Genomic DNA, 14,950 nt, shown 5'->3' with positions numbered 1-14,950 from the left:
CACCAAAGTCACCGGTATTGCCTCTAGACCCGGACTTCGCAGGTCACCCGATCGTAAAGATCAAGCGGTCGTAGCCGATCGCTCGCCGATCGGAACCGTAGCGGCGATAGCTGTCCCGGTCCGGCCCGGTCCGGCCCGGTCCGGCCCGGTCCGGCCCGGTCGAGATCGGACGCTGGGAGGCCGCTGCGGCGAACCTTTTCGGCGACCTGCGAAGTCCGGGTCTAGAAAAGAACTCCTCGACAACCCAACACGATCAGGCAGTTGTGTCCTCGTCGCGGCGGGCGGATGGGAGGAGGAGGTCACGCTCGGGGTGTTTCTCTCCCTTGACGCTGCCTTGAACGCCAAGGTCCACCCGAGCGGCTTCGTGGAATTCGTTGACCTCTCGGAACACGGCCCGACTTCTGGCTCGCCAGTCCTCCAAGGTGCCTGAGACCTTGCCTTCGGCCTGCCAGTCGACCTCTAGGGCCACCACGTTCAGCTGGTGGGCTGCCTCCACGACATCGTCGCCCCCGAGCAGCATGACCCGCTCGAAGGCCCGCCCTCGGAGACGGCCGGCCTCCAGCAGCTCCGCAAGCATCTCGTCCTCGGGCTTCTCGCTCCGGCGGATGCCTTCCTTGTGCTCGTAGAGCTGTACGGCCAGGAATATGCTCGCCCTCACCCTGTCGACATAGCCCCCGTAGGCGTCGATCTTCCTGTCATCCCAGCGTGTCAGCAGTGCGTGCCGGTTTCGGCTCCGCTCCATCGCGTAGGTAGTCAGATGCGTGGTTAACGCGCCTAGCAGGACAGCAGCGATCGTCACGAGTTGCTCGGCGGTCCCCAAGTGATCCCCCAGACACGGCACTCATCAAGATGTCTAGAGGATCTTAGGAGTACGACCTGCGGGAGGTCTCGGGAGGGGGAACATCTTCCTGCGACCTCTGTACCGGCCTCGCCATGTCAGTTATCGACAGGCCGAAAGGACGCTGAAACAGGGGGGAGCGCTCAGCCACGGCCTGTTTGCCCAGCCAGGGTGACTGTCGTGACTCTGTGACAGCTGTGACACCCCCTCTGTTTCAGCCTCTTTGCGACGAGGTGCCATCGAACCTTCACTGAATGTCAGCGAAGCTTGATCACCGGCAGCTCGTGTCACCGAAGTTTGAGCGAGTGCCCCTACCCACGTGAGTACGCGTACTCACGTGCAGGGGGCGGCTTGATCGAAGACTGTGCGCATGAGACGCATCCCTGCTTTGACCAGCACGTTCGTCCGCTCCTCGCGCCGCCCGCGGCTCACCCTCGCGATAACAGCCCTTGCTGTGCTGACACTTGGCGCGTGCGGCACCGAGAAGGCGAACGCTGGCGGAGAGCAAGCCAAGCCCGCAGACGCCGTCGGAGGCCGGCCTGACGCGGCCTTCACGGCGATGCTGGACAAGGTCGCGCAGTCGTGTCCCCCGAGCGCCCCGCCAGAGGCGCCGCCGACCGGTCCGGCGGAGACACTGCCGCCCGGTTCGGTGGAGACACCGCCGAGCGACGCGATCGAGCCCATCGCCCCCACGGCGGGGCCGGAAGTGGAGTTGAACGCTCGCGACTGGTGCGCGAGCGCCCTCCATGAAGAGCGCATCGCCCAGGCGCTCTGGGATCTGGTGGATCCCACCCCCACCAAGGTCAGGACGATCCTGAACGACCTCGGCTATGTCGACGAGCGCATCCACGACCTCAAGCAGTCCGTTGCGACCACGCGGTTCTTCCTCGACCTGCGTGACAAGGGCGGACGGCTCTGCTTGGAGGGCTCGGCGGCCGGCGAGAAGACCGTCGTCGATAAATGCGTAGCCCCCGCGACCGGCCCGTTCACGCCTGAAGAGCGGAAGCAGTGACCACCAGCTTGGCGAAATGCTCTCAGCTCGCTGCGGCGACCCCTGACCGGTCTCAACGAAGTTTGGTCAATCTCATCGAAGTTTGACCTCGGCCGTACGCACGCCTGCCGGAGGCCGCCGCGCCCTCCTCGGGCGGGTCATGCGGGGCGAGGCCAGCTTCCAGGAGATCAAGGACTCCTCCCAGCAGTACGACAACCACTACGTCGACAGCCCCGCCTGGCGCACCGCCCTCGAAACCGTCAAGTGAGGGTCCGCGCTGGTAGCCCGTGGATGTAGCCCCACGGGTGTATGGCCAGGCAACTGGCGTAGGGCCACGGGCCGATGGCAACCCCGATGCCGATCCGTAGCGTTCAAGCATCCGGTCGTGGCGGGTCTGTCGCGACGAGGCATCGGCAGGAAGAAGTCAATGAGACGCGCATTTCTCGTCGGCGCGGCAGTCGCCGTGGCACTGGCCGGCAGCGTCTACGGCGGAACCGCTCATGCGGAATCACCGGCCGCGAAAGCGTCCGTGTCCGCACTCGCGTTGCCCGAGCCCACCGGGAACCATCCGGTCGGGATGACCACCGTGCATCTGGAGGACGAGGGCCGGGCCGATCCGTGGGTGCCAACGGAAGACCGGGAGCTGATGATCTCCATCTGGTACCCGGCCACGAAGCCCTCGGGCACCCCCGCGCCGTACATGACCACCGCGGAGTCCAAGGAGTACGGCGAGTCCACCGGACTGGGCCTGCCGCCGGACCTGTTCACCACCGTCGCGACCCAGGCGACCGTTGACGCCAAGCCGGTGAAGGTACGCAGCGGGCTGCCCCTAGTCGTCTTGTCGCCGGGCTTCGGGATGCCGCGCGCCACCCTGAGCGGGCTCGCCGAGGACCTCGCCAGCCGGGGCTATGTCGTCGCCGGAATCGGGCACAACTACGAGGCCAACGGCATCACTTTCCCCGACGGGCACACGACCCCCTGCGTGGCGTGCGAGAACACGGACTTCCCCAGGGTCGGGGCCGTCCGCGCCCAGGACGTCTCCTTCGTGCTCGACGAGCTCACCCGGAAGTACCCGGCCTGGAAGGGCGGTGCGCTCATCGACAAGGGCCGCATCGCCATGGTCGGACACTCGGCCGGCGGCTTCAGTACGATCCCGGCCATGCTGCGGGACCCGCGCATCAAGGTGGGGGTCAATATGGACGGCAACTTCCGGTTCCCCAACGACGCACCCCTGAACCGGCCGGTCCTGATGCTGGGCAAGCCCAGTCACGTACCCGGCGGCCAAGACCCGACCTGGGACGAGACCTGGAACGAACTCACCGGGTGGAAACGCTGGTTGAGCGTCGACCGCACCGAGCACCTCTCCTTCACCGACCTGGCGCCGCTCGCCAAGCAGCTCGGCAGTCCGCTCCAAGAGCTCGACGGCGACCGCGTCGACATCATCACCCGCGCCTATGTCGCCGCGTTCATCGACACGCACCTGCGCGGTCGGAACGCGCCGTTGCTGGACGGGCCGTCCGCGCAATTCCCGGAAGTACGGTTCCACAAGTCGTAGCCCTCGTCTCGCCGCACAAGGCGTTTGTGCGGCGGGACCGCGCTCGGTCGCGGCTGGCGAGGCGCGAGCCTCTGGCGTCCCTATGGCACCGCCCGATGGCCTGAGAGACCCACCGTCGCCCCAACGGATCCGAGGGGTGGGCTCCAAGGCGTGGGCTTCGCGATTCTTGTGGATGACGACTGCCCGCCTACGGGAACAGCCCCAGAGCGTTGTCGAGTGACCAGGTCTGCCAGCTCATGGCAAACAGTGCCCCGGCCGAGATCAGCGCCATCATCAGGTTCTGGCCCTGCTCTGCCCAGTCGTGGATCATCAGCACGAGATAGATCACGTTGAGCACGAGGCCGCCGACGAGAGCGATCGGCGTCAGCAGGCCGGCGATGAGACCAAGGCCGAGGGCCAGTTCCGCGTAGGCGACGACGTACGCCATCAGCCGGGGGCGGGGCTTCACCAGGTGGTCGAAGCTGCGGCGTACGAAGGGCCAGCGGTGCTTGGCGGCGACCCCTGCCGCCCACGTCACGCCGCCGCCTGCGAACCAGTCCTTCTTGTCCTTGTGGCGCCAGCTCTCCAGCCACCACAGGCCAAGGCCAATCCTCAGGATGGCGAACCACTCGGCTCCGCTGAGCCAGATCGTTTGCACCGGTGCACTCCCCTCGCAAGCCAAGGTGACGATGCGTCAGTTCAGCGGACATCGATCGTTCTCGCAAGGGGGTTGGCGCCGTCTCCTTGCCTGTCGTGTCACTGACCCATACCCTCAATCTGACGGATCGTCAGGAAGTGTAGCCGGGAGAACCGGCAGGCAGTGAAGGGGTGAACGATGTGATCGACAATGAGAGTGGCGCCGGGGAACTGCCCAGGATCATCAGCGTGGACGATCACGTGATCGAGCCCGCGCACCTCTTCGAGACATGGCTTCCGACCAAGTACCGAGACTGGGGGCCCAAGCCCCTCACCGCCGGAATCGGCGACCTGCAGTACATCGGCGGAAAGTACCGATTCACCACCGACCCGAACGGCCAGATCACGGATTGGTGGGAGTACGAGGGGAACCTCTTCCCGTACAAGCGGATCATTGCGGCCGTCGGCTTCTCTCGCGACGAGATGACACTTGACGGCATCACGCGTGAGCAGATGCGGCGTGGCTGCTGGGATCCCAAGGCACGCCTCGCGGACATGGACGTCAACCACGTGGAGGCCTCACTCTGCTTCCCGACGTTTCCACGCTTCTGCGGGCAGACCTTCGCCGAAGCCAAGGACAAGGAAGTGGGCCTTGCCTGCGTACGCGCGTACAACGACTGGATGGTGGAGGAATGGTGTGGTGACAGCGGCGGCCGGCTGATCCCTCTGTGTTTGATCCCGTTGTGGGACATCGATCTTGCGGTTGCCGAGATCAAGCGCAATGCCGCTCGCGGCGTTCGGGCAGTGACCTTCAGCGAGATCCCGACGTACCTGGGACTGCCGTCGATCCACTCCGGCTACTGGGACCCGTTCTTCGCGGCCTGTGAGGAGACGGGGACAGTGGTGAACATGCACATCGGTTCGTCGTCGCAGATGCCGGCTGCATCACCGGACGCACCGCCCGCCGTGCAGGCCGCGCTGTCCTTCAACAACGCCATGGCCTCGATGATGGACTTCCTGTTCTCCGGCGTTCTGGTGAAGTTCCCACGATTGAAGCTGGCGTACAGCGAGGGCCAGATGGGCTGGATCCCTTACGCCCTGGAGCGCGCCGACGACGTGTGGGAGGAGCACCGCGCCTGGGGCGGGGTCAAGGACCTGATTCCGGAGCCTCCCTCGACGTACTACTACCGGCAGATGTTCTGCTGCTTCTTCCGCGACAAGCACGGCGTTGCCTCCATCGAGACCGTGGGAGTCAACAACGCGACTTTCGAGACGGACTACCCGCACGTTGACTCGACATGGCCGCACACGAAGCAGGTAGCTGCCGACCACATGGCAGGCCTCCCTGAGGATGTCGTGTACAAGCTGCTGCGCGGGAACGCCATTCGTATGCTGGAGCTGCCGCTGGACCAAGATCGGACGGTACCCAGCTTCTGAGTCGGACGCCGACCGCGGTGGGGCGCTGAGGGGGCCTGTCCCTCAGCGCTACGGTTCGTGCGGAACCCCGCGGACAGGCGACTGGATGAACAATCCCATTTCAGAGCCCCTGGTCGCCCTGTGCCGCTGGTACGTCCGTCATGTTCCTGGCACGCTCGGCAAGGCTCGCTGGTCGCAATCGTGAGGGGCTCCTGATGCTCAACCCAGCGTGTCGGCGTCGACGGGCGAGAGCACCAAATCCGTTTGCTCCGTGATCGGCCCGCGGATGCGGGCCGGCGCGGCCGGCCGTCGCAGCATCACCGGATAGTCCTCGGGCATATAGGAGTTGACCAGGCGATACGGGCGCAGTCCGTGGTCCAAGAACGGTGCCAGATGGCTGTTGACGGACCCGCCGGAGGCTGCGAGCCGTTCAGGGCTGACCTCGACAACGATCTCGCAGTCCGGGCGCAGATGGCCAAGCATCCGAGCGAGGCTGCCCAGTACAGTGCCCTCGGCTCCTTCCACGTCGATCTTGATGATCCGCGCCCGCTCCAGCTCGGCGGTGGAAACCGCATCGGCCAACGGGAGTCCGGGCACTACCATTTCTGCTTCGTGGCGGTCCGGCTTGAGCATGGTCGTGGCGCCAAGGTTCCCAGAGTGCGGAACGAACAGCGTGATCTCGCCGGGCTCGGCTGTCACCGCTACGCGGACGGGCCGCACGTTCCCGCACTGGTTCAACGCCAGGTTCGCCAGCAGCTCGTCGTGGATCGCCGGCGCTGGCTCGATCGCCACCACGACACCGGCCGGGCCCACGAGCCGGGAAGCGAGAAGCGAGTAGTGGCCCAGGTTGGCGCCCACGTCCAGGAAGCCGTCGCCGGGCTTGAGCCGGGCGGCGATGAACGCCGAGACGCACGGCTCCCAGGAGCCCGACGTATAGAGGGACCTCATGATCAAGTCTTCGGTAGTGCTCACCCGAATCCGCGTCCCGTAGCGCGTGCGCACCACCATTTGGGGGCGAGGGTTCTGCCGCAGGCCGACGTCCAGCCATTCCCGCATCATGAGCCGCTTGAGCCTGACCCCCGGCCCGTAGCGGACATACAAGCGTGCCGCGATCAGCAGAGGTGTCCACGGTGGCGGTACCAAATGCGTCTCGGAGGGCGGCGGGGGCATCACGGCAGGGGGCATGCCAACGACCGTACGAGCCCCGCGCGGCCGCAGCAAGATTCCACATGAGCGGAGCACGTCCTGGCGGCAGGGACACCGAGGCGTGCACGTTGACGCGTTAGTCGTCGTACAGGTCACCGCGAGTAAGAATCTCCGCGTTCGGCAAACCACTCATCCTTGCCTTGAATTGCTCTGAGACAGGTTGCGTTGTCGCAAAAATAATTCTAGCCGGGTTTTTTAGTGGCATACCAACCAGAGTCTCAAATTTCTCTGCGTCGTCGGGATGCAGGGGCTGTGTCTTGCACTCACCGAAGATGATCGCGCCGTCCTGGATGCAAGCTACGTCCATCTCCCTGCTTTTACCCTTCCGAGGAAAGTTGACGAGATCAATCTCAGGGGCGTAGTGGAAGGCTGTCTGTGATTCTGACTTGAGCTTGTACAGCACTTGCGCCGTGAGGTGTGAGTTGTTCCGGTAGAACTGATACACCGTCTCGGCAAGCCTGTAGTACCAGTGCGGCACGAACGGACTCCTCCAGTGCTCTCGCGTGAACTGCTGGCGCAGAGAGCACCGGTTGCACACGAAATCAGTCGCGAGGACATCCATGCCGTACCACGAGACAAGACGACACCTCAGGCATTGAAAGATGTATCCCCGCTGAATAACTTGCTTCCCGACTAGGTCATCTACCAGATCAGCGGCGACTTTCTCATCACCCAAGCTGCCGGTAATGGCATTGAGGTTGAGATAGGCCCTCTGGTCATTGTCCAAGTAGATGATGTTGCCGTCGTCGGCAACTTTCTTCGACATGAACTTATCAAGCACGCTTCGAGTCGCGGGTGCTTTGATGAACCTTCCAGCAGATTCAAGCCCGCCGAACCTTCGCAGCGTATCTACGAAGTAGTTCCCCTTGTCGGAATACTTGACATTGACACCAACACCCTCAAAGTAGGTATCGAAGAGCGTTATTACGCCAGGCATCTCAACCTTGGGGCGAACCAGCACCGCATCGAGCTCACTACTGAAGATCATCGAATTGGGGCACTGGTAGACGATGCCGTCATTGGCTACACGAGATTCGGTGGTTGAGTTATGCAGGCTGACGATCTTTGGGCCAAGCGTCGGGAGGGAGGGTGGTTGGTAGCCCTCGATTCGGAGCGATGTGAGCCAGTAGTGATCTGGCAGCCTGATTTCACTGAAGTTCTTGACCGCGGGTGTGTCGAAGGGACTGACACTACTTCCGTCGACAAAAACCATGCTGCGATGATTGACATAGTTGTTCGTCTCGAAGACACGAAGGATACAAGACGTAGAGACCGCTTCGATTGGAATACAGTCGATGTGTGACGTAACTTCGTCAGTCCCGAAGTATGAGCAGCGCGCTACCTGAGTGCGGTAGGCGACCAACTGACGCTGGTTCAAGCTCATACTGCATAGTTGTACGCGTTTCTCATCGTGACCGTACTCGATAAGCTCATAGAAGAGGTTCACGAGCACTCGGCCGACCTCCGCTTCCTGTGTGAACTTTCTCGGTTCCTCCTCTTGTTCACGACGTGCACGCCGCTCATTCAATGCCTTAGTGCACGCTCGCAACCATGCGAGCGGAAGCCATTTGACGCCCTCATGCATCCGCGAGAGAGAGTAATACAAACAGAAGTCATCTACCGTATCACCGAGAACGACAACGACCGGCTCCTTGTGAGCCATGTGGCGATCTGCTCTGTAATACTGACCAAGGTGCAACATACTCAGGCCGAATGGGGTGTTCGGCAGGAAGCTTCCATCGAGTCGCGGCTCTTCATCGTGATTAACATCCGGTGGCCGTGAACTACCAAGGTGCTTCAGGAGGTCCAGAATTTCGTAGCTATCTGGCAGCGGGCGTGCGATGAACCCAGCATCGGCATAATGATCTTTGCTGGATACTCCCGTCTCAGAATGGATGAGTAGTTGCATGGCCGGATCTTCGATCGGCGGAGGGAGTCTTACGAGACCGATATGCCTCGTGGCAGCAGAGGCGATCTTAGCGATCTTCGTAAACGGGTAGCCGAACCCCGAACTCCTAGTAATGTGTTTGTCAACCGCAGCACTAAAATGAAAGGGGCTCAGCCTGTAGATAAGCTCCTTGCTTAGATCATCGCTTATTGAAAGCATATCCACTCTCGACTGATCGGCGCTTTTAGCGAACCAATCCTCGAAGTCATCGACGGAATTCCCCTTGGCTTCCCATCCGTCTTTGTATCTCTGCTTTGTTGCCTGGTGCTGGCTCGGATCTGCGTACTCAAGGTCACTGAACGTCAAATCGAAGACTGCAAGATGGTCAGGACTGTAGGTCTCAAGCAGCTCCCAAAGTTTGTCACCGATACTCTCGCCGTCAGTAGGTATGATCAGAAAGTAACGGCCTCCCCAAACTTCAGAAGCCTTGGCAATGGCGCCATCTGCGGCAGCCTTCCAGTATTTACTGTTCCTATTGATGAAGATGACACAACGCGGCGGACGCACGGTTGCAGTGATGTTCTGATAGGTCGGGTCTCCGCTCACGTTGCGCGCCTCCTTGAAGCGTTACATTAAGTTCACTTCCCACTCTAGACCCGGACTTCGCAGGTCACCCGATCGTGAAGATCAAGCGGTCGTAGCCGATCGCTCGCCGATCGGAACCGTAGCGGCGATAGCTGTCCCGGTCCGGCCCGGTCGAGATCGGACGCTGGGAGGCCGCTGCGGCGAACCTTTTCGGCGACCTGCGAAGTCCGGGTCTAGACGATTCACTCCTTCCTTGATTCTTCCTCACGTGCGTCCGTCCAATTAGCCGCGCGTGTTGTACCCCCTTACGCCGATCTGGCTGTCCGTCGCGATGAAAACCTCCGTCGCGGCTGATTCCCGGTCGGGCGACGCCGAGACGCTCGCATGATGCGGCCCGGCTCTCATGGAATTGAGGCCGGGCCGCGGGTGAGGGGCCGCCGTGATCACAGGGCGGCGCTTTTTCTAGGACGGGTTGGGCTCCTGGGCGTCAGTGGCGGTGGCTGTGAAGTGCTGGGATGCGGTCATCTCGAACCGGGTGTGACCTGTCAGCCCGGCATGCCTCAGGCACCACAGCGTCGCCTCGTCCGAGTCGTCGCAGTTGACAGCGTGATCCCGGCAGTCTTGGCAGGTGCCGACGAATCGGATGCTCGCGTTCTCGGCTGCGGACAGCGTCCAGCTGACGAACCGGTACCGGGCTTTGACGCTCATCCGAACGCCTCCGCCGGCAGTAGTGGGCCGTCGTCATCGCCGTGGCCGTCGGCCGGCTGGTCGTATTCCGGTTCAGGCAGCCGCTTGCCTCGACTCTCCGCGATACGCAGTACGCCCCTCAGGCTCTCGGTGGCCCGGACGAGGGTGAATCGGAGTTCCTCTACGCCTGTTTGGGATTCTGCAAGTACGGCTTTGGCTTCGCCCAGCACCTCCTCGCCGGTGGCCATCTGTGCCTCTTCAATCTCATCGGCGATCTGAGACATGACTCCGTCGCTCTCCGCGCTCAGAAAACACGGCTTCCCATCGGGGGTGTCCCACGGAAGCCGCCGCAGGCTTGTGCCACCGCACGCCTTGGCGATCGAGGAGACTTCATTGCTCGGGTTCTTGGTCACTGGGCTACCTGCAGCTCGTCGATCGATGCGTACGTGGTGAAGATGGCTTCCGTGCGGTCGCAGGGAAGCGCCAGGAGCGCCGCCTCAACCACACGGCCCGTGACGTCCGTCGTTACACGTTCGATCGCCAGCACAGCGGCCCTGGCGGTGATGCGCAGCGCTTCAGCCTCTTCGGGGGTCGAGGGGCGGGGCGTGACCCGATGGACTGTGGACGCCAACTGGATTCCGGCGGTGGTGAGCCGTTCCCTTATGTCGTCGCCCCATGGCGAGGGGGTAGTCGTGGGCATGCCGGGGCCCGCCACGTCATACGGCACATAGACGCGCGCCAGGCTGTACGGACATTCCTCTTGGTGAGTGAGGTAGATGTGCTCGGTCAGCCATGCGCCGGACGGAACCCGCAGGAGCGCCGAGAGCTCATCCGGAGCCTTCAACTTGCTGCTGCTGACACGGATCTGCAGTGCAGCAGCTGTTGTCCGTGCTTCTGCCGCACGCCGGTCACTGTCATACGTGACCTGCGGGAGAAGCCGACGGACGAAGTTCCCACGGCCGTGCAGCTTTTCAACCAAGCCCTCGCGCTGGAGCACGTCCAGGGCGTTCCGCAGGGTCGGCTTACTGACCTGGTATCGGGAAGCGAGTTCCGGCTCTGAAGGAAGCTGCTCGCCAAGAGCCAACGTGCCCGATGCGATGAGGCTGCGGAGGTCATCTGCGATGCGCTCGTATCGAGTAGCCATGGCTGGGGATCAACGCCTCCTTGCGGTCCGCACGGCGGACAACTGAGTGCTGGAGTGCATGGTCAGGGTTTCTCCTGTGACGAAGTGCAAGCGCTTCGCCCTGCCGGGCAGCTCAGTTAGGTCCACGACTTTGAACGGCTGACCTCCGATGTTGATGACGTCGCCTCGCATGACGGTGACCGAGCTGACCTCGACGACGGCGACCTGTGTTCCCAGGGATGCCATCAGTGGACCTCCCCACCGGCGCGGTTCTGATCCGCAAGCTGATGGCACGAACAACCGCACGTCTCATAGATCACCGGGAGGGCGAGCGGCGGGTCTGCGGGCTCCGTCTCGTCACACTGGCTGTGAGTGCCGATGTGGCAGTGCAGGGAGCGGTAGCTCACGGCCGTGCCGTGGCGCTCCGGCTGCTGCCGGTCGATGGGCATCAGTGAGCCTCCGCCACATAGAAGTACGGGCAGACCAGCAGCGTGCGGCGATGCAGTGCGCGGCGCAGCCTCGCACGCTCGTCGATGGTCAGCACGTCGGGACGGACGATGTCGCTGACGTCTGCACGGATGGGTTCCGCGTGTTTGGGGGAACGCTGGACAGGGAGCGCGAGCTCACCAGAACGCCCTAAGCGCTCGTTGGACCGCCACCTCGTCTGCGGCTGTCGGCGATGGCTCCCCAAGGGGGGATTGAATTGCCGCATAGCCCATTCGGCAGCGCGGCGGATATGGTCGAACACGCTGTTCAGCTCCTTATAGCTGGTGGCCGTGCCCCCGGACGAAGGCGATCGTCGCGGGGGTTCCTTTGCTGAAACCGGCCCATGCCGTGAGGCCGCTCTCGCTGCTGTGCAGGCCGAACCAGTCGGCCGTTTCAAGCAGCTTCAAGAGCTCTCGCCATGAGTTGGCAGAGACCGACTCCGGCACCTCCGTCTCAATGCAGGCGTGATCGGCCTGGTACGTGACGCGCGGGCTGAATCCAGCGGAGGAGAGGTATACGGCGATGACGTCGGCGCGAGCTTCGGGCGAGAGCACAAGGCGTTCCTCCGTCGCCACTGGATCACTGTGAGTGAAGGTGGTTAACTAGATTAGACCTAGTGGACTAGATTTTCCATATGCGTGAGCAGCCGCCTTACCTCCGCGTCGCTGACCTGCTCCGACAGCGCATCGCGAATCAGGAGTGGACGCCGGGAGTCGACCGATTGCCTTCCCGCGCCCAGCTGGCGCAAGAGTGCGGCGTGGGCGAGAACGTCGTTCGGCGCGCGCAGGAGTTGCTGATCTCGCAAGGGGTCCTGGAAGGGCGCACGGGGTCGGGGACCTACGTCGCAGAGCCGCGTGAGCGTCTGCAGATGGTCCGCTCGCAGTACCGCGAACAGAGTGGCGGCTCCCCGTTCCGCGCGGATATGTCTGCCCTCGGGAAGCGAGGGACCTGGGAGAGCCGGACAGACGCCAAGGTTCCCGCTCCTGCGGACATCGCCGCGCGTCTGGGCATCGCCGAGGGGGACCTGTGTGTCCGCACGGCATACGAGTTCCTGGCCGACGGCAAGCCCGCGCAACTGTCGACCAGTTGGGAGCCGTACAGCATCACGGCCGGCACGATTGTGGTGCTGCCGGAGGGCGGTCCTCACGCAGGAAAAGGCGTGGTCGACCGCATGGCCGAGATCGGTATCACGGTGAACCACGCCGTGGAGCAGCTGGAGCCACGGCTGGCCACCACAGAAGAGGCGACCATCCTCGGTGTGCAACGGAGCGCGTTTGTCACGCACATCCGCCGTACGTACTACAGCGAGGATGGCCGCCCGGTCGAGACGGCGGACATTGTCGTGCCCGCCGCCCTCTGCGACATCGTTTACGAAATCCCGATTACTCCGTGACGGGGTAGCGCCAACGGAAGTACGACAGCGCCCGTGCCCTGGCCTCCACAACAGCCATGCGCGCATCGCGCTCGGCAACGTCGGTGTGGGCTTCCTGGCTGGTCGCCTGTCCAGGCCACTTGCGGTAGAGGAGCCCGACCTCACTCGTGAACCAGCCACGGCTGGTGGAATTCAGCGCGAGCAGAAGCCCCGTGTCCTCCGAGGCCGGAAGCGCCATCCACCCGCCGAGGGCCAGGAGCAGGTCACGACGGACGAAGAGCGTCGCCGGGTGGACCTGCGCCCGGAAGTCGTTGGCCTGCCAGTGTTCGAGGACAGCGCCACGCTCGATCGGTCCGTTTTCGGGGTCACCAGGAAAGCCGACGGTGGTGCCGTCGGGCATCAGGTCCAGGACTCGCGACGTCGTCCACCCGATGGTGTGGTCGCGTTCGAGTACAGCCAGATCGCGAGCCAGTGCTCCTGGCGGCAACTGGTCGTCAGCATCCAGAACCTTGACATACTCGCCATCCGCATGCACGAGAGCCATAGTGCGGGCGACGCCGGGACCGCCGGGCCGGCCCTGGCGGAAGGTCACTCGCGGGTCGTCAGGTACGTGGGGAGCAACTGCGTCGCTCTTGCCGTCCTGTTGAATCACCCAGTGCCATTCCCACCCCTCGGGGAGTTCCTGTTCGCAGAGGGACTTGAACGCATCCGCCAGGTACTGCGCGGAAGGTTCGTGCACGGCAGTGATGATGATGATGCGCCGACGCACGGCTCACCACCTTTCCAGAGGAGTGGTGAAGTGCATTTCCGTGCGGTCGCCGGGCAGGGTGACGTCTGAGATCTCCACTACGCGGTCGTCTGTGTCGTACGAGATCTTCCGGAGTAGCAGGACCGCGGTCCCAGGCGGCAACTCCAGCTCCTCCGCCTCTTCCGGTGTTGGTGGACGGGCCGTGACGTGTTCTTCGATGCGGTCCAACTCGATGCCCACGGTAAGGAGCTGGTTCTGGGTGCCCCCAGGCCAGGGCTCCTTGGTCTCGTCCAGGAGGTCGGGATTCTTCGCGGCCAGGTCGCGAATGAGGTACGAGGTCACGAGGTTGAAGGGGGCGCTCTCGACGCGGTAGCGCGTGCGGTACGTGCGCTCGACGAGAGCCGTGCCCGGAGGGACACCGAACGCGTCGGCGACCTCCTTCCCTGCCTTGATCTCGCGGTATGCCGCGTAAAAGACGAGGTCGTCGAGCTCCAGTCCGGTGTCGTGCTCGGTGGCCCCGGTCTTCTGCCGCAGGACCTGAGGCTCGCGGGCGCGCTTCTTCTCCCACTGATGCCGGGTGTTCGTGCGATGCACTGCCGTACGGGAGCGGCGGACGAAGTTGCCGACGCCGTGCTGCTTCTCGATCAGCCCCTCATCGCGCAGGAGGCGAAGCGCGTCGCGGATCGTCGGAACGCTCCGCCCGTACTTCTCCGCGAGCTTCGTTTCCGAGGGCAGGCGGTCTCCACGCTTCAGCTCACCTGCGCGGATGGACTGACGGAGGTCGTCTGCGATCCGCTCGTACGCCACTGCCACTGGTGCTCACCGTTCCCGTCGTCTTACGGGACTCAGCTTACGACTCCTAAAGAGGTCTTGACGAGTGGGGGAGATGCACGCCATAGTGGCAACTCCTAAAGAGGAGTTGAGGAGAAGACCTCTTTAGGAGTTACTTTCGCCTGGGCGGCTCCATCGACTCCCGAGGGGGACCCTGATGCAGCTCGCGATCGGTGATGTGGTTCGTGATCGCAGCGATTTTGCACTTGGCACAGTGGCTGGCATCGCCAGCCAGTCCAGCGGCAACCTTGTCGCGCTCCAGTTGTCCGGAGGTGCGGTTCGCCTCGTAGAGCCCGATGACCTCGACCTGGTGGCGCGGTACGCGAAGCCGACAACGACCGGCCGGAGCGTGATGACGCTGGCCGTCCTCGCCGTGGCCGTGCTGGCGGCCTACGTCGGCTGCCGGTCCGCCCTGAATCTGGGCGCCGACTGGCCGCTGGCGTTTCTGATGGGCCTTGGCTACCACACGGCGGTGATGACCGCTTTCCAGTGGTGGCTGCGCTTGACGGGCCCCCGGCGCTTTCGCGTCTGAGCACTTCATGAGTCGGCGGTGGTGGTCGACGGGTCACGTAAGCCCGCTGCCCCTGGCTCTCCCATCCCATCCAGGAC

The 14,950-nt window shown here is 63.5% G+C and carries 16 protein-coding genes and 1 pseudogene; 6 read left to right on the top strand and 11 right to left on the bottom strand.

The genetic code is table 11. The annotated features are described in order from the left end of the window. Positions 1-253: 253 nt before the first annotated feature. On the bottom strand, positions 254-820 hold the full coding sequence (locus J7I98_RS14600; RefSeq protein WP_214921081.1) for a hypothetical protein: 567 nt from the start codon (positions 818-820) through the stop codon (positions 254-256). Positions 821-1,208: 388 nt separating this feature from the next. Between J7I98_RS14600 and J7I98_RS41020 the strand changes: the two genes are divergently transcribed. From J7I98_RS41020 to J7I98_RS14585, 3 genes and pseudogenes are all read left to right on the top strand, one after another. Continuing rightward, positions 1,209-1,850: a hypothetical protein gene (locus tag J7I98_RS41020; RefSeq protein WP_251020589.1), complete on the top strand. Its 642-nt coding sequence runs from the start codon at positions 1,209-1,211 to the stop codon at positions 1,848-1,850. Between the two features lie 124 nt (positions 1,851-1,974). Further along, positions 1,975-2,097, top strand: a pseudogene (locus J7I98_RS14590) (cupin domain-containing protein); the annotation flags it as partial. A gap of 159 nt (positions 2,098-2,256) precedes the next feature. Continuing rightward, positions 2,257-3,384, top strand: coding sequence for an alpha/beta hydrolase (locus J7I98_RS14585; protein ID WP_214921080.1), 1,128 nt, complete (start codon positions 2,257-2,259; stop codon positions 3,382-3,384). Positions 3,385-3,571: 187 nt separating this feature from the next. Here the strand turns inward: J7I98_RS14585 and J7I98_RS14580 are convergent, their stop codons facing one another. Then, positions 3,572-4,021 (bottom strand): DoxX family membrane protein, encoded by a 450-nt coding sequence (locus J7I98_RS14580; RefSeq protein ID WP_214921079.1) that lies wholly within the window; start codon positions 4,019-4,021, stop codon positions 3,572-3,574. A gap of 179 nt (positions 4,022-4,200) precedes the next feature. Between J7I98_RS14580 and J7I98_RS14575 the strand changes: the two genes are divergently transcribed. Continuing rightward, positions 4,201-5,436: an amidohydrolase family protein gene (locus J7I98_RS14575; protein ID WP_214921078.1), complete on the top strand. Its 1,236-nt coding sequence runs from the start codon at positions 4,201-4,203 to the stop codon at positions 5,434-5,436. A gap of 198 nt (positions 5,437-5,634) precedes the next feature. Here the strand turns inward: J7I98_RS14575 and J7I98_RS14570 are convergent, their stop codons facing one another. From J7I98_RS14570 to J7I98_RS14540, 7 genes are all read right to left on the bottom strand, one after another. Beyond that, positions 5,635-6,600: an FkbM family methyltransferase gene (locus tag J7I98_RS14570; RefSeq protein ID WP_214921077.1), complete on the bottom strand. Its 966-nt coding sequence runs from the start codon at positions 6,598-6,600 to the stop codon at positions 5,635-5,637. A 97-nt stretch (positions 6,601-6,697) separates the two neighbouring features. Next, positions 6,698-9,115, bottom strand: coding sequence for a hypothetical protein (locus J7I98_RS14565; protein ID WP_214921076.1), 2,418 nt, complete (start codon positions 9,113-9,115; stop codon positions 6,698-6,700). Positions 9,116-9,556: 441 nt separating this feature from the next. Then, entirely contained in the window at positions 9,557-9,802 is a 246-nt protein-coding gene (locus tag J7I98_RS14560; protein ID WP_214921075.1) for a hypothetical protein, read from the bottom strand. Continuing rightward, the gene (locus J7I98_RS14555) at positions 9,799-10,194 is read right to left on the bottom strand and encodes a hypothetical protein (RefSeq protein WP_308377762.1); all 396 of its coding nucleotides are present in this window, start codon (positions 10,192-10,194) and stop codon (positions 9,799-9,801) included. The genes J7I98_RS14560 and J7I98_RS14555 overlap by 4 nt, the downstream gene beginning before the upstream one ends. Beyond that, a complete protein-coding gene (locus tag J7I98_RS14550; RefSeq protein WP_251020588.1) occupies positions 10,191-10,865 on the bottom strand; it encodes a GntR family transcriptional regulator in 675 nt (224 codons plus the stop codon). The genes J7I98_RS14555 and J7I98_RS14550 overlap by 4 nt, the downstream gene beginning before the upstream one ends. Before the next feature lie 69 nt (positions 10,866-10,934). Beyond that, positions 10,935-11,150 carry a hypothetical protein gene (locus J7I98_RS14545; protein WP_214921073.1) on the bottom strand — a complete coding sequence of 72 codons (216 nt, stop codon included), beginning with the start codon at positions 11,148-11,150 and terminating at the stop codon, positions 10,935-10,937. Between the two features lie 515 nt (positions 11,151-11,665). Further along, complete coding sequence (locus tag J7I98_RS14540) at positions 11,666-11,965, bottom strand: hypothetical protein (protein ID WP_214921072.1); 300 nt, start codon at positions 11,963-11,965, stop codon at positions 11,666-11,668. Positions 11,966-12,024: 59 nt separating this feature from the next. On the opposite strand from J7I98_RS14540, the gene J7I98_RS14535 reads away from it, so the two are divergent. After that, the gene (locus J7I98_RS14535) at positions 12,025-12,783 is read left to right on the top strand and encodes a GntR family transcriptional regulator (RefSeq protein ID WP_214921071.1); all 759 of its coding nucleotides are present in this window, start codon (positions 12,025-12,027) and stop codon (positions 12,781-12,783) included. On the opposite strand, the gene J7I98_RS14530 is transcribed toward J7I98_RS14535, so the two are convergent. After that, entirely contained in the window at positions 12,773-13,531 is a 759-nt protein-coding gene (locus J7I98_RS14530) for a glycosyltransferase family A protein (protein ID WP_214921070.1), read from the bottom strand. The two genes, J7I98_RS14535 and J7I98_RS14530, sit on opposite strands and share 11 nt — an antisense overlap. Before the next feature lie 3 nt (positions 13,532-13,534). Continuing rightward, complete coding sequence (locus tag J7I98_RS14525) at positions 13,535-14,323, bottom strand: GntR family transcriptional regulator (protein ID WP_214921069.1); 789 nt, start codon at positions 14,321-14,323, stop codon at positions 13,535-13,537. Between the two features lie 175 nt (positions 14,324-14,498). Between J7I98_RS14525 and J7I98_RS14520 the strand changes: the two genes are divergently transcribed. Then, a complete protein-coding gene (locus J7I98_RS14520; RefSeq protein WP_214921068.1) occupies positions 14,499-14,873 on the top strand; it encodes a hypothetical protein in 375 nt (124 codons plus the stop codon). The last annotated feature ends 77 nt before the right edge of the window (positions 14,874-14,950 follow it).

Source organism: Streptomyces sp. ISL-98, assembly GCF_018614055.1.
Lineage (GTDB): Bacteria > Actinomycetota > Actinomycetes > Streptomycetales > Streptomycetaceae > Streptomyces > Streptomyces spiramyceticus.
Note: the sequence above shows the minus strand (reverse complement) of the source record. Positions and strands in the feature narration are given on the sequence as shown.